Here is a 25,143-nt window from a genome sequence, read left to right on the forward strand (position 1 = left end):
TCCGATCTAGGACACCAAGAACCAGAAAAGGTAGGAAACCAATGGCCAAGATCGCGATCATCGGGGCCGGCGCGATGGGATCGGTTTACGCCGGCCTCATGCAGGACGCCGGTCATGAAGTGCACGGTGTCTGTAAATGGGCAGACCACGTCGAGGCAGTCAATGCTGCAGGGCTCAGGGTCACCGGTGCGAGCGGTGACCGCACCGTGCGGCTAAGCTCCTTTTCTCAAAATGTGGATGGGGGATTGGGCCACATGGACTTGGTCATCCTTGCCACTAAGTCCTTCGACGTGGAAGAGGCAGCTGCATCCGCGCATCCCCTGATCGGACCGGCCACCATAGTGCAAACGATCCAGAACGGTCTGGGGGCTCCGGAGCGGGTCGCTAAAGTTTTAGACCCTGACCGGCTGGTTGTTGGGGTCGTGGGGGGCTTCGGAGCCTCCGTTCCCAAACCCGGAACTGCGCACCACAACGGCATGGAGATGATCCGATTCGGCGCCTTCGGGTCTCTTTCCCGCGTGGAACTCGAGCGCTCAGCCGCAATATGGACCAGTTCGGGTTTCACGGTCAAACTGTTCGAGGACGTGCAGCAGATGGTTTGGGAAAAGTTCATTATGAACGTCGCTTTCTCCGGAACGACGTGTGCGACCGGCATGACCATCGGCCAAGTCATGAACAACGAGACTTCCTGGGCCGTTGCACGTAAGTGCTCTGAAGAAGCCATAGCAGTTGCCAAGGCCCGCGGGGTACACCTCGATGTCGGGGACCCGATTGAGCACGTCCGCAAGCTCGGTTCAAAGATACCCGATGCCAAGCCCTCGATGCTGCTGGACGCCAGCCTTAAGCGCCGGTGTGAAGTCGATGCTATCAACGGTGCAGTGGTCGAAGAAGGCCGCCGCCTTGGCGTGGCAACCCCCGTCAACGAAACTGTCGCAAACCTTATCCGGGCACGCGAACTGACCTACCTCTAACCGGCCGCACCAGGGGTTCGTGCACCGAGACCCTGAGTACGTCCGTAGCGAACACCGAATCCACTCCGCTGATGCAGCCTACGGGGTGGATTCGGCCATTAACCGCACAGGTTAACCCCCAGTTAAGCCGGGGACGGAAAAGGAGCCGCAGTAGTTGCTGCCTCTTTGGTGCCCCTGCTGTTGACTGCCGTATTGCCCCACCAGCCGCCAGCTCTGAACCACTAATCGTGAAAGGAACGCCGACTGATGAATGACGAACTTAGAAAAAAGCTACAGTCGCGTGAGACTGCATTTGGGCTTTGGGTCACCCTCGAAAGCCCAGCAATGACCGAGATTGCGGCGAAGCTCGGACTGGACTGGATTTGTATCGACCTTGAGCACGGGCACTTGGACTACCGTGACGTAAGGAATCACTTTCTGGCGGCCCGAGGTTCCGGGCTTTCCATTCTGGTAAGGCCTCCAACCCACGAACTGGAACCCACCAAACGTGTTCTCGACCTTGGTGCCGACGGCATCATTCTGCCCATGATAGAAACTGCGGATCAGATACTCGCCGCCAAATCGAACATGCTCTACCCACCTCAGGGCAGACGTGGCATCGGGGGCGAGCGGAATGTCTGCTGGGGGCTGGAAATGGACAACTATGTCACCAGTGCCAATGACACCCTCATGCTCCTTCCGATGATAGAAACTCGGCGCGCCGCTGAAAATATTGACGAAATCCTTGCCGTCCCTGGACTGGAAGCGATATTCCTGGGACCCGGTGACATGTCTGCAAGTTATGGATTTATAGGACAGTGGGAAGGACCAGGTGTGGCGGATCTAAACCTGAACCTCAGGCGGGCAGCTGCGGAGAAAGGCATCGCCACAGGAGTGGTCGGACGCAACGTCAAAGACGTCCTCGAACGCCGCGATCAAGGTTTTGGCATGGTTTCCATCGGCTCAGACATTGGCCTGATGGTTCGAGAGCTGCAGGCTAATATAACAGCTCTCGACAAACAGGCTGTCCCGCATCGGTGGTTTTAAGCACAGCAGGCATCCCGATCCTGACGGCGAAAAGCTCGTCACGTCCTGGCGCACACTTGCAACACCGGTCCACGTCGTATCGGCGACCGCGGCAAGCATCACTTTAGGAGGACCTATGACACTGCAAAACTATCCGGCTTGGAATCGACTTATTGGGGCACCCGTCGAAATCCGCCGTGACGGCCAAGTCGTAAGCGCAGGCGTCGTAGAAGACGCCATGCCGGATTCTTCCGCCCTCTGGATCGCAGCCGACGGGGTCCAGCCACGACGAATGTACGTGGCCGCCCTGAACGATCAGGTTTGGGTCGAGCCACAGCAGCTGACCGGAAGTATTAGCTACCGGATGACATACACCCAGCTCTACCCCACACTGCCAAACATCTAAAAGCAAGAACAGGATCAAGAAAAGGACTCTCGTCTCGAAGCAACCACCTCGATTTCACCGCGTCCATAGTTGACCTTTTGTCAACCTGCAGATTTGGAAATGCTCCGGCTTCTTGACCACCGTGAGTGCTTTAAACGTCTCCTTATAGCCGTCCACGGCTGGGGGTCAAGTCCGGGTATCCACGGCTGAAGATCGGAGCCGTTGGGGGAGCTCCGCAAGCAGCAGCGGTGGATAAACACGAGAAGTGCCCCCGGCTGTGGACGGGGGTGCTTCCCCCGCTGGAGCCAATGACGACGATTTCTGCCAACTTGGTAGGGAGCCGTCGGACGCAAGACTGCTTTTTGAGCGGGTAAGGAGTGATTGGTGCCAGGCTGGGGTGCCCCAATTTGGGCGAAACTTTTGGTCAATCGGCTAGGCTCCCTAATCGCTTTGGTGCCGAGGACTTCTCCGTACAAGGCCACACGGAACCTCCGGGTGCGCCCGCACTACGAAGTGGCCCTTTTGAATCTCAGTGACCATGATTCCCATGTCGTTCCTGCTGGCGGCTGGGGTGACTTGAAGGATGGCAGCTTCGAGCGCGGATCCCACCTCCTCCCCTTCAGGCACAATGAGTTCCAGCATGCCAGGGGTCCTCAAATCCTCACTATAGGCCGTGTTGTTTGAAAGGGGTCCAGAAACAGGTACGTGGTTATGCATGCTTTTGTCCTCACTGCGTTCTTGGCGTGTTGATTCGGAGCCGTAGTTTCACTTACGGCTCCGCTCCGCCGGAGGCCAGAAGAGGGCTATTTAACCGGATTCGACTCCGTCGCCGATCATGAACAAGAGAGGTCGGACGAAGCATAGTTGAGGTGTTTGGCAGCCCAAAGCCGTTCAGGAAGGTGCGGAGGCGCGGCGTGTTGTATCCGGTGCGGTCATGAGTGGTGAATGGTTTCCTGCGGGCGCCGCTCCCTTGGTTGCACGAAGAATGTCACTGGACGACAAACTTTTCAGGGTGGCGCAGCCGGAAGCTGGCTGCACCACCCTGGACGTATGACGGGTTAGGTGTCCGGCAACTGGAGTTGGGTCAGTTAGCTGGCTGACCCTCGAAAGCTGCGATGTTGGCAAACTCGGCTGCATCGAGGCTGGCGCCGCCGACCAACACGCCGTCGACGTCAGGCTCGTTGAGTATGGCGGAGGCGTTGTTTGCCTTGACGGAGCCTCCGTACAGGAGCCGGGCTGTGGCTGCGACGTCGGCATCGAAGAGTTCTGCCAGTTCGGCGCGGATAGCGGCGCACATCTCCTGGGCGTCCTGTGGGCCGGCGACTTCTCCAGTGCCGATGGCCCATACTGGTTCATACGCGACTACGAGCCTGGATGCCTGGTCATTCGTCAACCCTTCAACACCTGCCCGCAGCTGGGTCAGCGTATGTTCAACATGTGTTCCGGCTTGACGGATTTCAAGGCCTTCACCGACGCAGAGCACCGGGACGATGGAGTGACGGTAGGCGGCCTTTACCTTGGCATTCAGGATGTCGTCGGTCTCGTTGTGAATGGTCCGGCGTTCGCTGTGCCCAACGAGGACATACTTGCAACCGAGCTTTGTCAGGAACTGCGCGCTGGTGTCGCCAGTGTAGGCGCCGGAGTCAAAGGGTGATACGTCCTGACCACCGGAGGACAGATTCAGACCATCGTCCTCGATAAGAGCCTGGACGGTGCTAAGAGTCGTGAACGGCGGGAAAACGGCAACCTCAACCCGGTCTGCATCATGCTTGGCCTCCGACAGCGCCTCGGCCAGATGCTGCAGTAGGTCCGTGCCCTGAACATGGTCCATGTTCATCTTCCAGTTCCCCGCAATCAAGGGTTTGCGCCGGTTGGAATTGTTGGTAGATGTGGTCATGGCTTCCTCTGCTTCTTTCCGATAAGTGATGGTAGTGCTTTTGTGGTCTGTCTTTGCCGGACTGATTTCCCGGACAGGGGCTGGCCTAGGGCTTTTCCCGGCGGTGCAGCTGGGTTCCGTCGAGTTCGTGCAGGAGATGCCGTGTTCCGAATCCCCATGCCCTGATCCAGACGATGTCCGATTTCTCGCTCATGGTCTCGATACAGGCCGTGTAGGTGTATCCCCCGGGCTCGATAACATGAACGAAGTCACCGACCTGAAGTGAGGTCCAGTCCTGGGCAATCGTCTGGTCATCACCGCTGACCTGCTTGGCGCGCTTCATTGCCGTGCAGAAGCGAGAGCGCGCTCGACGTCGCCGAGCAGTTCCTTCCAGCTGGCCACGAACTTGTCCAGACCTTCTGATTCCAGAACTGCGACGACCTCGTCGTAGGAAATGCCCAGGCTTTCTACCTCGCTTATAACGGCTGCGGCATCGGCATAGCGTGAGGTGACGGTGTCCCCTGTGATGACGCCGTGGTCGAAGGTGGCGTCCAGGGTCTTTTCCGGCATGGTGTTCACGACGCCGGGGGCGACGAGCTCGGTGACGTACAGGGTGTCCGGGTAGGCCGGATCCTTCACGCCGGTGGAGGCCCACAGGGGACGCTGGGGGAGTGCGCCGGCTTCAGCCAGCAGGGTCCAGCGCTCTGTGCTGAAGAGTTCTTCGTAGACCTGGTAGGCCAGGCGGGCGTTGGCCAGGCCGGCCTTGCCCTTGAGGGCCTTTGCCTCGTCCGTGCCCAGGGCGTCGAGGCGCTTGTCGATCTCGGAGTCCACGCGGGAAACGAAGAATGAGGCCACGGAGTGGATCTTCGAGAGGTCGTGGCCATTTTCCTTGGCCTGCTCCAGGCCGGACTGGAAGGCGTTGATGACGGCGCGGTAGCGCTCCAGGGAGAAGATCAGGGTCACGTTGACGCTGATGCCCTCGGCCAGGGTGGCGGTGATCGCTTCGAGGCCCTCGAGGGTGGCGGGGATCTTGATCAGGACGTTGTCCTTGTTGACCCTCTTGTACAGGTGCTTGGCTTCAGCGATGGTGCCGGCGGTGTCCCAGGCCAGGCGCGGGTCAACCTCGATGGATACGCGGCCGTCAACGCCCTTGGTGGCTGCAGCGACGGGTGCGAACAGGTCGCAGGCGTCAGCGACGTCGGTGGTGGTGATTTCGAAGATGGTGTCTTCAACACTGGCGCCGGCTGCTGCCTGCTTTGCGATCGTGCCGTCGTAGTCGGCGCTGGTTGTGATCGCGGCGTGGAAGATGGACGGGTTGGTGGTCACGCCAACCACGTTCTTTTCTTCGATGAGCTTGGCCAGGGTGCCGGTTTCCAGGCGTCCGCGGGAGAGGTCATCAAGCCAGATGGAAACTCCGGCGTCGGAGAGCTGCTGGGTGGGAGTAGTCATTGTTCTATATCTCCTAGGAAATCGGGTTTTCAGGCCTGGACGGCGGCGAGGGAGTCCTTGGCGGCCGCAGCAACTGCTTCTGCGGTGATGCCGAACTCCTGGAAGAGGCGCTTGTAGTCCGCGGAAGCGCCGTAGTGCTCAAGGCTGACGGAACGGCCGGCGTCGCCAACGAATTCCTTCCAGCCCAGGGCCAGTCCTGCTTCGACGGACACGCGCGCCTTGACCGCGGACGGGAGGACCGACTCGCGGTAGGCGGCGTCCTGCTTGTTGAACCACTCAACGCAGGGCATCGAGACAACACGGGCGGCGATGCCTTCGGCCTGCAGGGCCTCGCGGGCCTTCACGGCCAGCTGGACCTCGGAGCCGGTGCCGATGAGGATGACGTCGGCTTCGACGGTGGCGCCGTCCTTTGATGCTTCGGCCAGCACGTAGCCGCCCTTGGCGACGCCGGCAACGGAACCGAAGGTGTCGCCGTCGGCCTCGCCCTCGCCGCGTTCCCAGGTGGGGATGTTCTGGCGGGTCAACACGATGCCGGCAGGGTTGGAGTGGTTTTCCAGCATCGTCTTCCAGGCCACAGCTACTTCGTTGGCGTCACCGGGGCGGACAACGTCCAGGCCAACGATGGCGCGCAGCGACGCGAGCTGTTCCACAGGCTGGTGCGTGGGGCCGTCCTCGCCCAGGCCGATGGAGTCGTGCGTCCAAACGTACAGGGACGGCACACCCATCAGCGCGCCAAGGCGGATGGCGGGCCGCTGGTAGTCGCTGAAGATCAGGAACGTGCCCGAGAACGCGCGGGTCCGGCCGTGCAGGCTGATGCCGTTGACGATCGAGGCTGCGGCGTGCTCGCGGATACCGAAGTGCAGCACACGGCCGTACGGGTTGCCCTTCCACGCGTCCGTCTGCTTCGACGCCGGAACGAACGACGGCGAGCCCTCGATGGTGGTGTTGTTCGACTCTGCAAGGTCGGCAGACCCGCCCCACAGTTCGGGCAGGACCGGGCCCAGGGCGTTCAGGACCTTGCCCGAGGCGGCACGGGTGGAGACGTCCTTACCGGCCGGGAAGACCGGAAGGGCCGCGTCAACATCGTTGGGCAGTTCCTTGGCCTCGATGCGCTGTAGCAGGGCCGCGCCCTCGGGGTTGGCCGCCTGCCAGGCGTTGAAGGACTCTTCCCACTCCTTGCGGGCGGCAGCACCGCGGTCCACCACGGCGCGGGCGTGGGCCAGGACGTCCTGGTCCACGTCGAAGGACTTGGCCGGGTCAAAGCCCAGAACCTCCTTCAGTGCGGCGACTTCCTCTGCACCAAGGGCAGAACCGTGGATCTTGCCCGTGTTCTGCTTTTTGGGGGCCGGGTAGCCGATGATGGTGCGCAGCGACACGATGGACGGCTTGGACGTCTCAGCCTTGGCGGCGAGGAGCGCCGAGTAGAGCTCCTGGACGTCTTCCTTGTATTCGCCGGTCTTGGTCCAGTCCACGCGCTGGACGTGCCAGCCGTAGGCTTCGTAGCGCTTGAGGACATCCTCCGTGAAGGCGATGTCGGTGTCGTCCTCAATGGAGATGTGGTTCTCGTCGTACACCACCACGAGGTTGCCCAGTTCCTGGTGGCCGGCCAGCGAGGAAGCCTCAGCTGTGACGCCTTCCTGGAGGTCGCCGTCGGAGGCAATGACCCAGATGGTGTGGTCGAACGGGCTGGTACCCGGGGCGGCGTCGGCGTCGAACAGGCCGCGCATCCGGCGCTGGGAGTAGGCAAAGCCGACGGAGGACGCAAGGCCCTGGCCCAGCGGGCCGGTGGTGATCTCCACGCCGGCGGTGTGCTTGTACTCGGGGTGGCCCGGGGTCAGTGAACCCCACGTCCGCAGCGCCTCCAGGTCCTTCAGCTCCAGGCCGTAGCCGGAAAGGAAGAGCTGGATGTAAAGGGTGAGGGAGGTGTGGCCCGGGGACAGGACAAAGCGGTCACGGCCCAGCCAGTCAGGATTCCGCGGGTCGTGCCGCATCAGCTTCTGGAAAAGGAGGTACGCGGCCGGAGCCAGGCTCATTGCCGTTCCCGGGTGGCCGTTGCCCACCTTCTCCACGGCATCTGCTGAGAGCACGCGGATAGTGTCCACCGCACGCTCGTCCAGTCTGGTCCAAGACAGTACGGGTGTGGGCGCTGCGGCAGTTTTGTTGGTGGATGTCGACATTTGAGGTCGCTTTCTGAGCTGGCGGTTTCCGGGAAAGAGGCCAGCTTCAGGTCGCTGGCGACGGTGTCCGTGCAAATGCGCTGTGGGGGAGTTGCAAGGGTACGATCAGGTCGGGAAAGCACTCGACTGAATAACAATTCAGTACTGCATTACCATGAATTATATCGGCTTTCCCTCCGAAGAATCTAGGATTGACATGTCTCTTGCTGAAATTGATGCCGCCGTTGAAGCCCTGAAGGCTGGCCTGCCTGTCATCGCCGTCGACGATGAAGATCGTGAGAACGAAGGTGACATCATCATGGCGGCCGAGCATGCGACCCCTGAGTGGTTGGCTTGGATTATCCGGGTGTCCAGCGGTTTTGTGTGTGCTCCGATGACGAACGAGCGGGCTGATGCGTTGTCGTTGCCGTTAATGACTGAGGACAATAAGGATTCCCTTCGTACTGCCTACACGATTACGGTGGACGCTGCCGGTCAGTCCTCTACTGGTATTAGTGCCACGGACCGGGCCCGGACTTTGAAGGTTCTTGCCGACCCGGACTCCGGCCCGTTGGACCTCCTTCGCCCTGGACATATCCTTCCCCTGCGCGCTGTTGACGGGGGAGTGCGCCAGAGGCCCGGCCATACCGAGGCTGCTGTGGATTTGCTGAAGCTGGCCGGTCTTGTACCGGTCGGCGTCATCGCCGAGGTTGTGGCTGATGACGGGGAGATGATGCGTTTGCCGGGGCTGCTGGAGCTGGGCCGTGAGAAGGGGCTCCCGGTGATCAGTATCGCGCAGCTCATTGATGCTTTGAACTGAACATTTGGTGCTTTGCTGGAGCCCCGGGGTTTCCGGGGCTCCAGCAGGTTTTTTTGTTACTGGGCGCAGAAGCCGCCGTCGGCAAGCAGGTCGATTCCTGTGACGAACGAGGCGGCGTCCGAGAGCAGGAACACAGCTGGTCCGGCCATTTCTGAAGGGTCTGCGATGCGCTTCAGGGGGGTCTCCTGGGCGAAGACCTCCATCTGGTGCACCATCTCGGGGCGGGAGTTCATTTTGGTCATGGTGTAGCCGGGGCTCAGGGCGTTCACCCTGATGCCTCGTTCGGCCCATTCCATCGCAAGGGACTTGCTGAGGTGGATGACGGCGGCTTTGGCGCTGTTGTAGTGGGCCTGGAGCAGTCCCCGGTTGACGATGGACCCGGACATGGAGGCGATGTTCACGATGGATCCACCGCCGTTTTTGAGCATGGCCCGGGCTTCGGCCTGGCAGCTGAGAAAGACGCCGGTGACGTCGATGTCGTAGACCTTCTGCCATTGCGCCAGCTGCATCTCTTCGGCGGGGGCGGCGTTGGCTATTCCTGCGGAGTTTACGGCCATGGTCAGCGGTCCCAGGTCGGCCTGGATCTTCGCGACGGCCTCTTCCATCTGTTCGGCGCTGGTGACGTCGCCCGAAACGAAAGTCGCTTTGGCTCCGGCAGAGCGGATCAGGTGCAGGGTCTCTTCGGGACCTTCTCCTGGCAGGTCGACGATGCCGACAGATCCGTTTTGCTGGGCGATGCCCAGGGCGATGGCTTGTCCGATGCCGGATCCGCCGCCGGTGATGAGTGCGGTGCGGCCGTCAAGAGAGAAGGACAGTGGGTTGTTCATGGTTTTCCTCTGCGAATGGTCTTGTGGGCGCTTTTTCTGATTCCAGTTTCAGCGCGGTGTTTTTGTCTGTGATGAGTACGTTGACCCAGTTGCCTTCAACCGCTGCCTTGATGGCTGCGTATTTCCTGCTGCCGCCTGCGACGCCTATGCGTCGGCCGATTTTCAGCATTTGCTCCGGGCTGATGCCCAGGACGCGGTCGTTAAGGTCGGAGTGGATCAGGGTGCCGTGTTCGTCGAAGAACCGCAGGCAGACGTCTCCGACGGCTCCTGCCTTGGCGAGGTTGCTGAGCTCTCCTTCTCCGAGGGAGTTTCCTGAATCCCGCAGCAGGGGGGAGGGTTCGATGCTTCCGATGCCCAGCAGCAGGGTGTCCAGCCTGTCCCATTCGGCGGCAACTTCTGCCACGAACGGGTCCGCGAAGAGCGCATCCCGGCCTTCGGGGCTGGAGACAATGCCCGGGGCAGGCAAATACCTCGGCGTCGCCTTGGTGACACTTGCGAGCCGGTCCGCCAGGTGCGTGGCGCGCACCTGGACGGTAGGGTTGCCCACCCCGCCGATGACCTGGATGACACTCTCCGCGGTTTTGACGTTCTTGGGTGCCATGGCATCAACAGTGGCCAGCAAGGTCGATGACCAGGAGGAAAGTCCCACCCTGTTTGCACCCGTGAGTGTGACTTCGAGGTAACCTGCTGCGGCTGCCCCTAGGGAGCGGATGATCGACGCTTCGTCGTCGGTGCCAGGATCGGCGACGATGACGGCCTGTAGTCCGTACTTGGCTGCCACGGCTTCTTCCAGGTCCGACTCCGTACCCGACGGGGCCACCACGATGGTTCGAACAATCCCCTGCTTGATGGCGTCGGACAGCCAGCGGGACACCCGCGACTGGGAAACGTGCAGTTGCTCCGCGATTTCTGCCTGGCTGAGTTTTTGCTCGTGGTACATCCGTGCGGACTTGACCACGAGTCCGAGCTGTTCGGATGAAAGGGGCTTGTGTCGCGGAACCAAGGAGTGTCCTTCAGTAGGGCTGCAGGCTAAGGATGAAATTATTTCACGTCCTCCTTAATCTTCTACCTTGTGGCCAGTTCCATGACCCGGGTGGGGGAGGCCTCGTGCGGATCGAGGATTCCCTGGTTCTGTCCGCGGGCCAGGACCATCACCCTGTGGGCCAGACCCAGGACTTCCTCCAGATCGGAACTGACGACGATGACGGAATCGCCGTTCCGTGCCAGCTCAGCTATCACCTCGTAGATGGAGGCACGCGCCCCGACGTCGATACCGCGCGTTGGTTCGTCCAGAATGACCAGACGCGGGTTGCGTTCCAGCCATTTACCAATAACCACCTTCTGCTGGTTGCCACCGGACAGGGACCCCACAGGCAATGCGACATTGCCTTTCATCCCGACACTCTTGGCAACACCGGCGGCAAGTTTGCGGACCTTTGCCGGAGCAATCCAACCGCCGGAGCTGAGTTTGGCCATATTGGGCAAGGCGATGTTGTTCTCTATGGTGTCGGAGACCACCAGCCCCTGCTGTTTGCGGTCCTCAGGGATCAAAACGATACCGGCCTTTATGGCCGCCATGGGATCGTCGGCTTTCAGGGTTTTTCCGTCCAGCACGACGGTGCCGCCATGACGGTGCTGGGCACCGGCGATGGCGCGGACGAGTTCGGTGCGTCCGGCACCGACAATTCCGGCGATCCCGAAGATTTCGCCTTCGCGGACGTCGAAGGATACGTCAGTGAAGTTGCCGTCCTTGTCGTGCAGGTCCTTGACCTCCAGCACGACTTTGTCTCTGGGTGGGGGGACCTCAGGGAAGAGCCGGTCTACCGGGCGGCCTACCATTTCCTCGACAAGCTGCTTCGGTGAAACTTCCCCGGAGGCATGCTCAGTGATCTTCTGTCCGTCACGCAGGACGACGATGCGGGTAGCGATTTTGGCAATTTCGGCAAGGCGGTGGCTGACGTAGATAAAGGAGACGCCTTCGGCCTGAAGCGAGCGGACGCATTCGAACAAGGCGTCCGTTTCGGATTGGCCCAGTGCTGCCGTTGGTTCGTCGAGGATGAGCAGGGATGCGTTCAACATCAAAGCTTTGGCGATTTCCACCTGCTGCTGCCCGGCTACGCTGAGGTCCCTGACATTAGTGTCTACACTGCCCTTGAACCCGAGCCGCTGAAGCTGGGCCTTTGCTTTTTCGCGCATGGTTTTCGCATCAAGCATTCCGCTGCGCATGGGCCAGCGTCCGATCATGACGTTTTCGGCGACGGTGAGATCGGGCAGGAGGCGCATTTCCTGGTGAATGAGCCCAATGCCAGCGGCGATGGCATCACCTGGAGTCGCGGGAGCGTAGGGTTCCCCGTTCCAGGTCATTGTCCCAGTGGTGGGCTCGGTGACGCCGGCGATGATGCTGGAGAGGGTGGATTTTCCTGCGCCGTTTTCTCCCAGAAGTGCTACGACTTCTCCGGGGTAGATGCTCAGGTCCACGTCCTGGACAGCGATGGTGCCGGGGTATTTCTTGGTGACGCCGCTGACTCGTAGGCCGCGATTGTCCTCGGTAGGCATTTTAGGCTCCATTGACTAAGGGAATGGCCAGGGCGGGCGACGCCCCTTATCAGGCGCCGCCCGTTGCTTGGTTAGGGGTGGTTGGCGATGAAGCCGTCGACGTTTTCCTTGGTTGTCAGGACGCCGTCCTGGAGCTGCTCGGCGGGAACGTCTTCACCGTTTGCCAGCTTGATTGCAGATTCCAGGGCGAGTTTGCCCATGGCCTGTGTGGGCTGGGTGACGGTGGCTGCCAGCGTTCCATTCTTTACGGCTTCCAGGCCGGCCTTGTCGCCATCGAACCCGACGATGGTCGCACCTTCGACGCCGGCGTTACGGACAGCCTGGGCGGCTCCCAGGGCAAGCGCGTCAGCGCGGCCGAAGAAGATGTTGATGCCCGGGTTGGCCTGAATCATGTCAGTAGCGATTTGGTAGCCCTCATCCTGTGCCCACTGCTGCGAGGCCTGGCGTGCTACTTCCTGGATTCCCGGGAACTGGGCAATGCCGGCCTTAAAACCTTCGTCACGGGCCTGTTCGGGGGTGGTACCGATCTGACCCTGAATCACGCCCAGCTTCCCTTGTCCGTTGACCGTCTTTCCTACCCATTCGCCCAGTTCCTTGGCGGCGGCGACACTGTCCGTTGCGATGAAGGTGCTACCAGGCGCGCCTTCAGGGTTGCGGTCCACGGCCACGATCGGGATGTTGGCGGACTTTGCAGCGCGGACCGGGACGGTGGCAGCGGTGGCGCCGGCAGGAATGTAGATGATTGCGTCTACCTGCTGGGTGATGAAGTCCTGGATCTGGGATACCTGGGTGTTGGAATCACCCTTGGCATCGGCGACGACAACCTTGACGTTTTGTTCCTTGGCTGCTGCTTCGACTGACTGGCGGATCTGGTTGAAGAAGTCTGCCTGCTGGTTGGCTACCGCCAAGCCGATGGTCTTCTGCTGCTCGCCCCCGCCTCCGCCGGAGCCTGCGTCTCCGCCGCCCCCGCCGCAGGCGGCCAGGGAAAGGGTGGTGGCTACGGCAACCGCGGCTACTGTGATTTTCTTAAACATTTCATCTCCATTGATTAATTCGGGTGGGTACTGCTTGTTTCGTGGGGCTGCTTGGTTGGGGGCGGTCAGGCCTTTTTGCGGCGAAGCACGTCTGCCATCACGGCGATGGCGATGACGAGGCCGATGACAATCTGCTGGATGAACGGTGAAACCCCCAGGAGGTTCAGGCCGTTACGCAGCACGCCGATCAGCAGCACGCCGATGATCGTTCCGCCAATGCGTCCTACGCCGCCGTTGAGGCTGGCGCCGCCAATAACGACAGCGGCGATGACGTCCAGCTCATAGCCGACCCCGGCGCTGGGCTGGGAGGAGTCAAGACGGCTGGCCAGGGCGATGCCGCCGAGGCCGGCCAGGGCGCCTGCAAAGACATAGACCCAGATGGTGACCTTCTTGACATGGATGCCTGCCAGGCGCGCTACTTCGGCGCCGCCGCCAATGGCGTAGATCGAACGCCCGGATGCGCGGTACTTCAGCCACGCCCAGGCCGCGAGGTACAGGGCTGCGACGACCAGCAGGGTCACCGAAAAGAAGCCGAGGTACCGTTCGGAGGAAAGGTTGAAGAACCATTCGGGGTATCCGACGATCTGCTGGCCGTCGGTAATCAGGTTCGCCAGGCCGCGGGCTATGGAGAGCATGGCCAACGTGGCTATGAACGGCGGCAGCTTGGCGTAGGTAATGCCCAGGCCGTTGAGCGAACCGGCGAGGGCACCCACTGCGATGGCTGCCAGCATGGAAGCCCACATCGGCCAGCCGCCCTGATGGGAGAGCCAGCCCAGGACCATTGTGGAGAGTCCGAGGATGGCACCGACTGACAGGTCGATGCCGCCGGTGATGATGACCGCAGTTGCTCCGACGGACAGGATGCCAAGAACGGTTACCTGGTCCAGGATGTTGATGAGGTTGCGGCTGGTCAGGAAGAAGGGCGAGGCGAAGCTCAGGATGATGAACAGGGCGATCAGGCCGAGCAGGGCGCCGCCGCTTCCGGAGAACAGTCGTGCGCTGAGGGTGGAGAAGAGAGGTGCTTTGGCGTCGGTTCCCGCGGGATCCGCTCCGCCGGGGCGGTGTGCTACTTGTTGACTCATGGTTGACTCCGTTGGCAGTTGAGATGGGCTAGTTCATGAACATTCCGCCATCAATGTTGATGGCCTGTCCGGTGATGTAGCTTCCTGCGTCGGAAGCCAGGAAAAGCAGAAGGTTCGCCACGTCCGTGGCTTCGGCAGGCCGTTTCAGGGGGATCCCGTCAATCCATTCCTGAATGAGCTCACCAGGCTTGTAATTGCCGAGCCGGCTTCCCCATTCGCGGTCGTTGTACTCCCACATCTCCGTTTTGACGATGCCCGGGCAGTAGCTGTTGACCCGGATCCCGGAAGGAGCGAGCTCCTTCGCCAGGGACTGGCTCATTCCAATGACACCGAACTTGCTGGCCGCATAGTGCGGAGTGAAGATGAAGCCCTGACGGCCCTGCCCGCTGGAAGCGTTAAGGATCACGGCATTGTTGCTGGCCTTCAGCAGCGGGGCTGCTTCCCGGCAACACAGGAAGACGGCAGTCGTGTTGACCGCGAGAACCCTGTTGAACTCCTCGAGGCTAAGGTCCTCAAGGTTGGAGATTGTGATGATCCCCGCGTTGTTCACCAGGATGTCCAGGCCGTCCCACAGTTGAACCACCTTGGCAAAGGCAGCCCGGACCTGGTCCTCATCGGTGACATCGGCAACGGCGTGCTCCACATCGAAGCCTGCTTCGCGTAGAGCTGCAGCGGCGTCAGCAACGGCAGGGTTACGGTCAACAAGCAGCACGGAGGCGCCGGCTTCGGCGAACGCCTGGGCGATACCGAGGCCGATCCCGCTGCCGCCCCCTGTCACCAGAGCACGGCGGCCCTTGAAGTGCCCCGCGAAGATCGCCGATCCCACAAGGTTTGTCACTTACCTGCTCCTTCCGCCGTGGACGCCAAAGCCGCGTCCTGCCGTTCCTCAATGCCGGATTCGGCAGGAGGAGTCCACCGCGCCCGGGCAACGGCGCGGGACCAGCTCAATTTCCGTGCCGCGGCCTCTTCGCCGGTGATCTGCGGGCGGACCTCGGTACGGTTCCGCGGGACCGCTTCGATGTCTTCGGCACTGCACAAGCCGCTTTGAATGGCTGCCATATGGGCAACACCCAGGGCGGAAAGGTCAGGCACCGTACTGCGCAGGACAGTGCGCTGGCTCAGGTCCGACTGCAGCTGCATCAGCCAACTGTTTGAGCTTGGGCCGCCATCGGCGAGGACGGAACGGATCGGTGTGGAGATGGATTTCTCCGCAGCCGCCAGAACATCCTCGATCTGCAGTGCAATCGACTCGAACGCTGCCCGGGCCAAGTGCGCGCCCGAGGTACCAAGGTTGAACCCGCTGATGGACGCTTCGGCACGTTCGTCCCACCACGGCGCGCCCAGTCCAGCGAAAGCGGGAACAATGTTCACGCCACCGCTGCTTTCCACGGTCCTGGCCAGGGAATCAAGGTGTGCTACGTCAGCTTCGAACACCTGGGCAAGCCACATGGCTGTGGCTCCGGTTGCCAAGATGTTGCCTTCAAAGGCGTACCGGGGAGCACCGTCATGCCATGCCAGGGTCCTGACCAGACCAGCCAACGGCGCCGACTGTGCAGCTTCGGTCAACAGACCCATGATGGAGCTGCCCGTACCGTAGGTGGCCTTCACCGTTCCGGGCTCCCGCACGCCGTGCGCGTACAGCGCGGAATGCGAATCGCCAAGTACTGCACACACGGGTGCGCCGGCGGCGTCCGAGATGGTCAGCGGAGAGCTGGGCTCGTTGGACGCGACAATTTCCGGGAGCACCTGCGCCGGGACATTGAAGAGATCCAGGAGTTCGGGATCCCAGTCCACGCTGTCCAGGTTCATCAGCTGGGTGCGGCTGGCGTTACCGGCTTCGATGCGGTGCTGGCCCGTGAGGCAGAAGACCAGCCATGAATCGACCGTGCCGGCCGCGATCTTCCCGGCCAGGCTGAGCCGCCGATCGGGGTCAACGCTGTCCAGCAGCCACTGAAGTTTCAGGGCCGAGAACATCGGGTCAATCGGCAGTCCGCTGGCACGCTGCACCATCTGCCCGGCACCATCATTGATCAGTTCCTTCGCCCGCTGGGCGGTGCGGCGGTCCTGCCAGCCCAGGATCGGACCAAGTGGCTGGCCGGTGGCCCTGTCCCAGATCATGACTGACTCACGTTGGGTGCTGAGACCGATACCCAGAACCAATTTTGATTCAAGGGGCTTCAGGCTCTGACCAATGGCGGAGATGACGCTGTCCTTGATGGCCAGCGGGTCCTGCTCCACCCAACCCGGCTGCGGGTGCTGCTGGGTCAGGCTCACATGGGCGCGGCCGAGGATGTCACCGGCCGCGTCCATGATGAGTGCCTTGGTTGCGCTCGTGCCCTGGTCCACTGCAACGACGACTGAGGACCCGGCGGCGGCACGGTTCTGGCTAGACACGGTTCAAAGCTCCACGTACTGCTTTGGCAATGTCATCAGCCTCGAGACCGAAGTGTCCCAGCAGGTACTGGGTGCTGCCGGTGGGAGCGAAGTCCTTGAGCCCCAGAATACGGAGGGGCACACGGGCGCCGTCCTCAAGCTGGCCGACGACGCTGGCAACCGCTGCGCCCAGGCCGCCGGCGACGTTGGCTTCCTCCGCGGTGACAATCGCACCGGTTTCACGGGCCGCGGTGACGATGGCTTCCTCATCAAGGGGGCTCAGGTAGGTAGCGTTCAGCACACGGGTCGAGATGCCTTCTGCCTCCAGCGAAGCTGCTGCCCACAGGGCGCGGGAAACTTCGGTGCCGGTGGCAATGACGGTCGCGTCTGAACCTTCGCGGGCGGTGACGAACTTGCCGCGTTCAAAGCTCGAATCGTGGTCCGATACTTTGGGGACCTTGAAGCGGCCGACACGGATGTAGGTGGGGCGCGGGTTGGCGACGGCGTTGCGGACAGCAGCGCGGGTCTGGTCGCCGTCGGCCGGGACAACGATATCCAGGCCGGGGAGGGCCCGGAGCCAGGAGAAGTCCTCAACGGAGTGGTGGGTGGGGCCGAGTTCGCCGTACGCCATGCCCGGGCTCATGCCGCAAAGGATCACGTTGTGCTGGCTGTAGGCGACATCGGCTTTGATCTGCTCCAGGGACCGCCCGGTCAGGAAGGGGCCGGCAGCGCAGACGAAGGGGATGAGCCCGGCGTTGGCCAGGCCGGCGCCGACGCCGACCATGTTCTGCTCGGCGATGCCAACGTTGATCAGTCGGTCCGGGAATTCATCCCGGAACTTGGTCAGGTTGCTCGACCCGACCGAATCGTTGCAGACAGCGACGATGCGTTCGTTTGTCCTGGCCAGCTGGATCAGCTCGTCGGCGAAATCCTGCCGGTTGTCGAAAGTGGGTGCTTCTTTGAGCACAGTGGTCGTGGTCATGAGAGCTCCTGGAATGCCTGGGTGGTCTGTTCTGCGGATGGCACCTTGTGGTGCCATTCGACGCGGTCCTCAATGAAGGACACGCCCTTGCCCTTGATCGTGTTGGCGATGACACCAACCGGAGAACCGGTGGTGGAAGGAGCCATCGCCTCAATGAGGGCGTTGTAGTCGTGGCCGTCGATAACCCTGACCTCAAGCCCGAAAGCAGCGAGGCGGGCATCGAGCGGATCAAGCCCGTTGGTGTCCTCAGTCCGTGCGCCCTGCTGAAGCCGGTTGCGGTCAACGATCACGGTCAGGTTGTCCAGCTTCTGATGCGACGCTGACATCAACGCCTCCCAGTTGCTGCCTTCCTGCATTTCACCGTCACCGGTGACGACGAAAACACGCGAGTCGTTCTTCAAGAGCTTGGCGCCTAGTGCGGTACCTACGGCCACAGGGAGGCCGTGACCCAGAGGCCCAGTGTTGGTTTCAACTCCAGGAACCTTCACCCTGTTCGGGTGACCGTTCAGCGCGGACAGGGGCGCCATGAACGTGTCCAGTTCGGATGCAGGGAAGAATCCACCGTGGGCCAGGGTCGAGTACAGTGCAGCCGCGCAGTGGCCCTTGCTGAGAATGAAATGATCGCGGTCTTCTTTGCGGGGATCTTCCGGATCGATATCCAGCACCGCGTCAAATAGGACCGTCAGGATGTCTGTGACCGAGAAGTCCCCGCCGATGTGACCCTGACCGGCGTCCGCAATCATTTTCAGGATGGAGCGCCGCGTTGCCTGCGCCCGCTCGTGCAGTTTCTCGGCGCGGAAAGAGGCGTCACCCGCCAGTAGATCTTCTCGAAGAGACCGCCACGCCGCGGCCTGTGAAGCATCTGCAGTAAGCATTGTGCATATCCATTCAGTAGTGACTGTATGTGAATATGTTACGGATGCCACACTTGCAAAGTCAACCCCCCGCGCTTGTACTGTGGGAAAAATAACCCCTCAAGCGCGTACCTGACAGAACCCGCCAACAACTGATTGGAAAACCGTTATGTCCTCAAACTCTTCGTATCCGCGCGTACACATAGCCACCGACCACGCAGGGATGGAGTTGAGCGCGCACCTTGTTCGCCATTTGGAGGCCCAAGGTTATGAGGTAGTCGATCATGGGCCTAAGGAGTACGACCCCTTGGACGACTACCCGTCCTTTTGCATCAATGCCGTCCATGCCGTGGTCGCCGACCAGGAAGCCGGCCGGCCTGCGCTGGGCATCGTTCTGGGCGGGTCCGGGAACGGCGAACAGATAGCGGCCAACAAGGTTAAGGGCATCCGGGCAGCCCTCGCCTGGAATCTCTCCACGGCGAAACTGGCCAGGCAGCACAACGACGCCAACGTCGTGGCCGTCGGCGGTCGCCAGCACAGTGTCGACGAGGCCACTTCACTGATCGAGGCGTTCCTGAAGGAGCCATTCAGCGCAGATGAACGGCATTCCCGCAGGATCGAGAAAATTTCCCGCTACGAGAGCACGGGAGTCGTCCCCGACTAAATTTTCTCCGCGCGTGGCGCCTTGGGACGACAGTGTTTTGGTCGAGCCTGCCCCTGGATCACCGTTCAAAGGGCCAGAGGGAGTCAGCGGGCCCGACAGGGAAGTTCTCTCCACTACCCGGTGGGGAGTAGGGTTTTGCGTTAGTGACACGGGGTGCCCTGCTGGTAGGGGCTGAGAGAACACCCGTTGAACCTGATCTAGTTCGTACTAGCGAAGGGATGTCGCGGATGACTATTCGCCTGACGCCTGACCATGCCTGGACCATGCTCGAACGGCTCCGGGAAACCACGCCCTTGATTCAATGCCTGACCAACACAGTGGTGACAAACTTCACCGCCAACGTGCTGCTCGCCATCGGTGCCGCACCCGCGATGGTTGACGTCCCTGCCGAGGCAGGACCGTTCGCGCGGGTTGCGTCGGGAGTGCTCGTAAATGTCGGCACCCCTCACGAAAAACAGCGGGCAAGTATGCGCGAGGCAGTACGCGCCGCCTGCGAATCCGGGACACCCTGGGTTCTTGATCCGGTGGCCGTGGGTGTTTTGCCGGTCCGTACCGCGCTGGCTGCCGAGCTGCTGAATCACCGCCCAACGGCGGTCCGCGGCAACGCTTCGGAGATCATGGCCCTGGCGGGCGTAGGGCAGGGCGGACGCGGAGTCGATGCCGTAGATGGACCCGAAACCGCATTGGAAGCAGCCAAAAGCCTAGCCCTCCAATATGGTTCGATACTGGCGGTCTCGGGGCCAACCGACATCATCACAGACGGCACGGATTCTGTACGAATCAGCAACGGCCACCCGCATCTGACCAAAATCACCGGGGGCGGGTGTGCACTGGGTGCGGTCACTGCGGCCTTTTTGGCCGTCGATGATGACAAGCTCGCCGCTACCGCGGCTGCCACTGCCGTGTACACGGTGGCGGCGGAGATGGCAGCTGAGGGTGTTCGGGGTCCGGGCACTTTCGCCGTCGCGTTCCTTGATGCCCTGGCAAGTATCGACACAGGGATGCTTTCGTCCCGGATGAATCTCTCATGACCGCCGGGGACAGGGCGGCCGGGCGCATCGACGGCATTTACCTTGTGACCGACACTCAGTTATGCGGTCGCAGGGGAGTGGTGGAGACTGCCCGGGCGGCTGTTGCGGGAGGGGTACGGATCGTTCAAATCCGCGAAAAAAGTGCCAGCACCGCCGACCTATACGAGCTGGTCCTGTGTACTGCTGAAGCTGTCGGGCATGCGGCCACCGTTTTGGTGGATGACCGGGTGGATGTCTTTCTGGCCGCCCGGGCGGCAGGTGCTGCCGTGCACGGAGTCCATGTCGGCCAAAGCGACCTTCCCGTCGAACGGGTACGGGCGCTGGTGGGTGCCGGGGCCGTCGTGGGGCTGACCGCAAACACCCCTGAGCACCTGGATACCCTGCATCGCTTGCCCGGGGGGACGGTGGATTACCTGGGGGTGGGGGTTATCCGCCCGACGTCCACAAAGGCTGATCACCCGGCGCCCTTGGGCGTCGACGGGTTTGGGCGGATCGCGGCCGCTACCACCCTGCCTTGTATGGCCATCGGCGGTATTGAACCTGGTGACGTAGTTCCGCTGCGCCGTGCCGGGGCAGCGGGAATAGCTGTGGTCTCCGCGATTTGCGCCGCGGACGATGCGACGTGCAGCGCCGAAGACCTTGTCGAACGCTGGAATTCCTTAGGATCCTCAACCGCCGAGCCAGGCGTCAACTTCCCCGCCTGCAGAAACAGCACCCCTGCTGCGCAGGATTAGCGTCCCGGGGCTACTTACTGTCCCGGTTCTCTTTTTTACTGCCCGGCGCCAACCATTGTTCGCCCCAAGAAAGAAAGCCTAGAAACCATGCAAATCTCAGAGCAGATCGTCCTCGTCACCGGTGGTGGCCGCGGTCTCGGCCACAGCATCGTTCAAGCGTTTGCCGACCAGGGCGCCAGAGTAGTGATCAACTACCGCAACAGCGCCGAGGAAAGCGAAGTCTTGGCAGCCAAGTACGGCCCCAACCGGGCCGTAGCCCTGCGGGCCGACGTGACAGACGCCGATCAAGTTGCAGCCATGCTCAACCAGTCCCAGGCGCACTTCGGCGGCCCGGTGACCACAGTGGTCAATAACGCCCTGGCCGACTTTTCCTTTAATGGTGACGCCCGCTCCAGTGCTGGAGGCATCAGCTGGCCGGAATTCGAAGCCCAGTTTTCCGGGAGTGTCCGCGGCGCACTAAACACCATCCAGCAAGCTCTGCCGGGCATGACTGAACACGGTTTCGGCCGGGTCATCAACATCGGCACCAATCTGTTTCAGAACCCGGTAGTCCCGTACCACGACTACACCGCGGCGAAGGCAGCGCTGCTGGCCTTGACCCGGACGATGGCCGCAGACCTGGGCCAGCACAACGTATCGGTGAATATGGTCTCCGGCGGGCTGCTGCGCACCACCGATGCCAGCGCAGCCACGCCCGAGGAGGTTTTCGACTACATAGCTGCGGCCACGCCTCTTCGCCAGGTCACAACACCGTCGGGCTTTGCTGACGCCATTCTCTTCTTTGCTTCCCCCTGGGCACGCTCCGTCACCGGCCAGAATTTGGTGGTCGACGGCGGCCTGGTCATGAACTAAGGGACGGACGGTCATGCCGAACCCTGCCGCACCCCGGCGGCAGCTCCACTTCAACGCTTTTCTCTTTGGCTGTGGCCACCACGGAGCCGCCTGGCGCCGACCCGAATCGGCCGTGGAGCAACTGGGAGAAATCGCCTATTATGAACGGCTTGCCCAAAGCGCCGAGCGCGGCCTTTTCGACGCAGTCTTCTTCGCCGACGGACACTCAGCCGGCGATCTAGGTCCGGGGCCGAGATGGTTCCTTGAACCGCTGACGGCGTTGGCGGCCATGGCACGGGCCACCAGCAGGATCGGGCTGGTCAGCACCGTCTCGACCACCTTCTACACGCCCTTCCACGCCGCGCGGATGCTGGCATCCCTTGACCACATCAGTGGTGGTCGTGTCGGCTGGAATGTTGTTACGTCCATGTTCGACGCCGAAGCCCGCAACCATGGGCTGGAGGCCATGCCCGCCCATGCCGAACGCTATGCCAGGGCGGCCGAATTCATCGAGGTCGCGCTGCAGCTCTGGGATTCGTGGGCCGATGATGCGCTGGTGATGGACCGTACCGGTGTGTACGTCCACCCGGACAGGCTGCAGCCGCTGAATCATGTCGGTGATCATTTCCGGGTGGAGGGCCCGCTGACCGTACCCCGGCCGCCCCAAGGCCGGCCGGTACTGTTCCAGGCCGGCGCCTCAGGGCAGGGCCGTGACCTGGCGGCCCGGTATGCCGAGGGGATCTACGCGGTCGCCTATGACCTGCCCTCCGCTCAGGACTACTACGCCGACATGAAAAGGCGAATTGCAGCCGCCGGGCGGAACCCGGACACGGTAGCCATCATGCCGGGACTGGTTACGTACGTGGGATCAACCGAGGACGAAGCCCGGCGCCGGCAGGCGGAGGTGGACGTACTGCTCCCTGCCGCGCACTCGCTGGCCCAGCTAGGCACGTTTATCGGTCAGGACTGCAGGGAGTGGGAACTGGATGCCCCCGTCCCGCCCCTGCCACCGGCCTCCGAGTTCACCGGGCCACAGGGCCGCTATACCACCGTCCTGCGGATCATCGAGGCTGAAAAGCCTACGGTGCGGCAGCTGCTCGGAAGGCTGGCCGCAGGCGGGGGACACTGCACCATGGTCGGAACCCCGGAACAGATTGCCGACGATATTGAACTCTGGTTTGGCTCCGGAGCCGCAGACGGGTTCAACCTGATGCCGCCGCTGCTGCCGGACTCACTAGATGAATTCGTGGACAGAGTGATTCCCGTACTTCAGCGGCGAGGACTCTTCCGAAGCAGCTACACCGCGGATACGCTACGTGGGCACTTGGAACTCGAACGCCCGTCAGGCATCTTGGGAGTATCACCGTGAAAGAATCTTCCAAATGACTTCCCAAAGAAAGGAACCACCCTTGTCATCTCCGGCCACCTCCTCCTCGCGCGTAGCGATCGTTAGCGCTCGATGGCATGCTGACATCGTTGATCGTGCCGTCGACAGCTTCCAAGCCCGACTCAAGGAACTCGACATCACCAACGTTGATGTCTACCAGGTGCCCGGCGCCTTCGAAATTCCGCTACTCGTCCGACGGCTTGCAGCGTCCGGACAATACGCGGGCATCGCCACTTCCGCCCTCGTAGTTGACGGCGGTATCTATCGCCACGAATTCGTCGCACAAAGCGTTGTGGACGCCCTCATGAGGGTACAACTGGAAACGGACGTGCCGGTATTTTCTGGCGTCCTGACTCCGCACCACTTTCACGAGCACGAAGAGCACCACAACTACTTTTCCCGGCATTTCGTAACCAAGGGGCAGGAACTGGCAGACGCTCTCGCCTCAACTCTTAAAACCTTGGCGTCCGTGTAGGTCTGACAGGTACCGCTTCCTGCCGCCCCTGCACGAGCCAATAATGACCTCTCGTGCAGAAGAGGAAGCAAAGCACGATGCAATTACGCCCATTGAGGAAGCGTGTGGCGTTGGTAGGCCTTACCCACGCCCGAACCCGAGTAAAGGAACCTAGATATGAGTGGAATCATTGTTGTTGGGGTTGACGAGAGCGGAACAGCAAGGCAGGCAGCCGAGTCGGCCCGCGACCTGGCAGCGGCTTTGAACGCATCGCTCCACGTGGTGTCGGCCTTTGACACTGACCGGACCGAAGTGGTCGGCAGCGGCAGTGACAAATTGACCGTGACCGCCTTCGACGCAGCCGAGCACGTGGCACGGACTGTGGCGGAGTCCCTAGGGGAGAGCGTGAAGGTGACCTACTCCGCAGCCAGGGGCCGGCCCGCAGATGCCCTCATCCAGGAAGCCATCCGCGTGGAGGCCCGAATCATCGTGGTCGGCAACCGCAGGATGCAGGGCATCGGACGCGTCCTAGGCAGCGTTGCCAACAGCGTCGCGCACAACGCGCCATGCGACGTCTACATCGCTAATACCTACGACGCCGACTGACAGTCACGCGCGTCCCATATCTTGTTGACGATCCTGGCTCTCGGAATAGCTACGATTTTCGCCGGACCTGGCGTTCTGGCAGCTCGGGTATACACAAACTCACACCCGTCGTATCGCGCGATTTCTCGCCCTCTTGCACACCCAATATCAAGAGCCGATAACGGATTTTCCGTTAACTTGCCTGTCTCGGGCAAGTCGGCTGGCTACGACGTCTCGCGGGCCTTGGCATAGGCCTTTCCTCTTCCGGATTAATAGGGGAGGGGGAGGAACAGCACCTTTTTTTGGGGAATTCTTCCCATGTCCTGTACGTTGCAGGACCGGTAACCCACCCCAACAGAGAAGAGATGCACCGCCGTGGCAACCGATTACGACGAACTGCGCACCGACGTTAAGGAGTCCCAGGAAAATTCGCTGGAGGCCCTGAAGTCCGCCAAAGCACCGGATGCCAAGTCTGTAGTTCAGGAGCTCGACGAGGCTGACACCCTCGACGGCCTGACCCCGGGCGGCGAGTTCATTGCCGAAGAGCTCGTTGTGCAGGTCATTCCGCAGGCTGAGGATGAGTTCACCTGCAACTCGTGCTTCCTGGTCCGCCACCGTTCGCAGAAGGCGCGCGAGAAGGACGGCCATGCCTACTGTGTCGAATGTGAGGGCTGAGCCCCACTACTGGCCGGCTGTCCCGGAGCAGGTCTGGGACAGCATCCGCGAAGAATTTACCCTGCCAACCGCGGCAGACATGGAGACCCACTTCCGGTCTCTCGGCGAGCCCGAAGGGATGCGCCGGACCGTCTACGGTGTTTATCGGCGAGGAAACCTTCTGCCCGGGCTTCCAGCTCAAAGACGGGGTTCTCCACGAACCCGTACTGCGGCTCTTTGACCACGCCATGGCGCTGAAGGTCCCGCACAACGTGTTCGCCGCGTGGATGGTCAGCCCGCTGTCAGCCGGGGCGTGCTCCAGACCCGTGGACATGCTGGACAGCATGACGCTGCTCCAGAGCTCCCTCGCTGCTTTCGCAGACAGGTACCGTCCGGCCCGAAAAACGACGCTGACGCCTTGATGGCTACTCTC

At 61.7% G+C, this 25,143-nt stretch carries 25 protein-coding genes, 1 pseudogene and 1 riboswitch; of the genes and pseudogenes, 13 read left to right on the top strand and 13 right to left on the bottom strand.

Translation table 11 applies throughout. The features are described from left to right. Positions 1-41 precede the first annotated feature (41 nt). The 3 genes from AC5RUQ_RS02125 to AC5RUQ_RS02135 all read left to right on the top strand — a co-directional run bounded on the left by AC5RUQ_RS02125 (position 42) and on the right by AC5RUQ_RS02135 (position 2,382). Entirely contained in the window at positions 42-971 is a 930-nt protein-coding gene (locus tag AC5RUQ_RS02125) for a ketopantoate reductase family protein (RefSeq protein WP_493945758.1), read from the top strand. Positions 972-1,217: 246 nt separating this feature from the next. Next, positions 1,218-1,997, top strand: a complete 780-nt coding sequence (locus tag AC5RUQ_RS02130) for an HpcH/HpaI aldolase family protein (RefSeq protein ID WP_493945759.1) — start codon at positions 1,218-1,220, stop codon at positions 1,995-1,997. 115 nt (positions 1,998-2,112) lie between these two features. Next, complete coding sequence (locus tag AC5RUQ_RS02135; RefSeq protein WP_493945760.1) at positions 2,113-2,382, top strand: hypothetical protein; 270 nt, start codon at positions 2,113-2,115, stop codon at positions 2,380-2,382. 1,063 nt (positions 2,383-3,445) lie between these two features. Here the strand turns inward: AC5RUQ_RS02135 and tpiA are convergent. From tpiA to tkt, 4 genes are all read right to left on the bottom strand, one after another. After that, a complete protein-coding gene (tpiA, locus tag AC5RUQ_RS02140) occupies positions 3,446-4,258 on the bottom strand; it encodes a triose-phosphate isomerase (protein WP_493945761.1) in 813 nt (270 codons plus the stop codon). Between the two features lie 85 nt (positions 4,259-4,343). Next, the gene (locus tag AC5RUQ_RS02145) at positions 4,344-4,580 is read right to left on the bottom strand and encodes a hypothetical protein (RefSeq protein ID WP_493945762.1); all 237 of its coding nucleotides are present in this window, start codon (positions 4,578-4,580) and stop codon (positions 4,344-4,346) included. Continuing rightward, on the bottom strand, positions 4,577-5,686 hold the full coding sequence (gene tal, locus AC5RUQ_RS02150) for a transaldolase (RefSeq protein ID WP_493945763.1): 1,110 nt from the start codon (positions 5,684-5,686) through the stop codon (positions 4,577-4,579). Before tal ends, AC5RUQ_RS02145 begins: the two co-directional genes overlap by 4 nt. A 29-nt stretch (positions 5,687-5,715) precedes the next feature. After that, positions 5,716-7,863 carry a transketolase gene (gene tkt / locus AC5RUQ_RS02155; protein ID WP_493945764.1) on the bottom strand — a complete coding sequence of 716 codons (2,148 nt, stop codon included), beginning with the start codon at positions 7,861-7,863 and terminating at the stop codon, positions 5,716-5,718. A gap of 196 nt (positions 7,864-8,059) precedes the next feature. On the opposite strand from tkt, the pseudogene ribB reads away from it, so the two are divergent. Beyond that, a pseudogene (ribB, locus tag AC5RUQ_RS02160) lies at positions 8,060-8,647 on the top strand (3,4-dihydroxy-2-butanone-4-phosphate synthase); the annotation flags it as partial. A gap of 71 nt (positions 8,648-8,718) precedes the next feature. Here ribB and AC5RUQ_RS02165 read toward each other — a convergent pair. From AC5RUQ_RS02165 to AC5RUQ_RS02205, 9 genes are all read right to left on the bottom strand, one after another. Then, complete coding sequence (locus AC5RUQ_RS02165) at positions 8,719-9,489, bottom strand: SDR family oxidoreductase (protein WP_493945765.1); 771 nt, start codon at positions 9,487-9,489, stop codon at positions 8,719-8,721. Beyond that, complete coding sequence (locus AC5RUQ_RS02170) at positions 9,461-10,492, bottom strand: sugar-binding transcriptional regulator (RefSeq protein WP_493945766.1); 1,032 nt, start codon at positions 10,490-10,492, stop codon at positions 9,461-9,463. The genes AC5RUQ_RS02165 and AC5RUQ_RS02170 overlap by 29 nt, the downstream gene beginning before the upstream one ends. A gap of 62 nt (positions 10,493-10,554) precedes the next feature. After that, positions 10,555-12,045: a sugar ABC transporter ATP-binding protein gene (locus AC5RUQ_RS02175; protein WP_493945767.1), complete on the bottom strand. Its 1,491-nt coding sequence runs from the start codon at positions 12,043-12,045 to the stop codon at positions 10,555-10,557. A 71-nt stretch (positions 12,046-12,116) separates the two neighbouring features. Beyond that, positions 12,117-13,079, bottom strand: coding sequence for a substrate-binding domain-containing protein (locus AC5RUQ_RS02180; protein WP_493945768.1), 963 nt, complete (start codon positions 13,077-13,079; stop codon positions 12,117-12,119). A gap of 65 nt (positions 13,080-13,144) precedes the next feature. Next, positions 13,145-14,161, bottom strand: coding sequence for an ABC transporter permease (locus AC5RUQ_RS02185; RefSeq protein WP_493945769.1), 1,017 nt, complete (start codon positions 14,159-14,161; stop codon positions 13,145-13,147). A gap of 28 nt (positions 14,162-14,189) precedes the next feature. Further along, positions 14,190-14,999 (bottom strand): SDR family NAD(P)-dependent oxidoreductase, encoded by an 810-nt coding sequence (locus AC5RUQ_RS02190; protein WP_493945770.1) that lies wholly within the window; start codon positions 14,997-14,999, stop codon positions 14,190-14,192. Next, positions 14,996-16,555 carry an FGGY-family carbohydrate kinase gene (locus AC5RUQ_RS02195; protein ID WP_493945771.1) on the bottom strand — a complete coding sequence of 520 codons (1,560 nt, stop codon included), beginning with the start codon at positions 16,553-16,555 and terminating at the stop codon, positions 14,996-14,998. The genes AC5RUQ_RS02190 and AC5RUQ_RS02195 overlap by 4 nt, the downstream gene beginning before the upstream one ends. Next, a complete protein-coding gene (locus AC5RUQ_RS02200) occupies positions 16,548-17,516 on the bottom strand; it encodes a transketolase family protein (RefSeq protein WP_493945772.1) in 969 nt (322 codons plus the stop codon). The genes AC5RUQ_RS02195 and AC5RUQ_RS02200 overlap by 8 nt, the downstream gene beginning before the upstream one ends. Next, positions 17,513-18,391, bottom strand: coding sequence for a transketolase (locus tag AC5RUQ_RS02205; RefSeq protein ID WP_493945773.1), 879 nt, complete (start codon positions 18,389-18,391; stop codon positions 17,513-17,515). Before AC5RUQ_RS02205 ends, AC5RUQ_RS02200 begins: the two co-directional genes overlap by 4 nt. Positions 18,392-18,539: 148 nt before the next feature. On the opposite strand from AC5RUQ_RS02205, the gene AC5RUQ_RS02210 reads away from it, so the two are divergent. The 9 genes from AC5RUQ_RS02210 to AC5RUQ_RS02250 all read left to right on the top strand — a co-directional run bounded on the left by AC5RUQ_RS02210 (position 18,540) and on the right by AC5RUQ_RS02250 (position 25,132). Then, complete coding sequence (locus tag AC5RUQ_RS02210) at positions 18,540-19,034, top strand: ribose-5-phosphate isomerase (protein WP_493945774.1); 495 nt, start codon at positions 18,540-18,542, stop codon at positions 19,032-19,034. Positions 19,035-19,173: 139 nt separating this feature from the next. After that, a riboswitch (TPP riboswitch) is annotated at positions 19,174-19,270 on the top strand. Beyond that, positions 19,262-20,065, top strand: a complete 804-nt coding sequence (gene thiM / locus AC5RUQ_RS02215; RefSeq protein ID WP_493945775.1) for a hydroxyethylthiazole kinase — start codon at positions 19,262-19,264, stop codon at positions 20,063-20,065. Its footprint overlaps the riboswitch before it by 9 nt. Beyond that, on the top strand, positions 20,062-20,799 hold the full coding sequence (gene thiE / locus AC5RUQ_RS02220; RefSeq protein ID WP_493945776.1) for a thiamine phosphate synthase: 738 nt from the start codon (positions 20,062-20,064) through the stop codon (positions 20,797-20,799). Before thiM ends, thiE begins: the two co-directional genes overlap by 4 nt. An 87-nt stretch (positions 20,800-20,886) precedes the next feature. Beyond that, positions 20,887-21,651 carry a 3-oxoacyl-ACP reductase gene (locus AC5RUQ_RS02225; RefSeq protein ID WP_493945777.1) on the top strand — a complete coding sequence of 255 codons (765 nt, stop codon included), beginning with the start codon at positions 20,887-20,889 and terminating at the stop codon, positions 21,649-21,651. 13 nt (positions 21,652-21,664) lie between these two features. Continuing rightward, positions 21,665-22,999, top strand: coding sequence for an LLM class flavin-dependent oxidoreductase (locus AC5RUQ_RS02230; RefSeq protein WP_493945778.1), 1,335 nt, complete (start codon positions 21,665-21,667; stop codon positions 22,997-22,999). Positions 23,000-23,012: 13 nt separating this feature from the next. Further along, the gene (locus tag AC5RUQ_RS02235; protein ID WP_493945779.1) at positions 23,013-23,492 is read left to right on the top strand and encodes a 6,7-dimethyl-8-ribityllumazine synthase; all 480 of its coding nucleotides are present in this window, start codon (positions 23,013-23,015) and stop codon (positions 23,490-23,492) included. Between the two features lie 156 nt (positions 23,493-23,648). Then, entirely contained in the window at positions 23,649-24,077 is a 429-nt protein-coding gene (locus AC5RUQ_RS02240; protein ID WP_493945780.1) for a universal stress protein, read from the top strand. Positions 24,078-24,431: 354 nt separating this feature from the next. Beyond that, positions 24,432-24,731, top strand: a complete 300-nt coding sequence (locus AC5RUQ_RS02245; protein WP_258804177.1) for a DUF4193 domain-containing protein — start codon at positions 24,432-24,434, stop codon at positions 24,729-24,731. Positions 24,732-24,868: 137 nt separating this feature from the next. Then, complete coding sequence (locus AC5RUQ_RS02250; protein ID WP_493945781.1) at positions 24,869-25,132, top strand: hypothetical protein; 264 nt, start codon at positions 24,869-24,871, stop codon at positions 25,130-25,132. Positions 25,133-25,143 lie beyond the last annotated feature (11 nt).

The sequence above is a fragment of the Arthrobacter sp. MDT2-3 genome, from assembly GCF_059090465.1.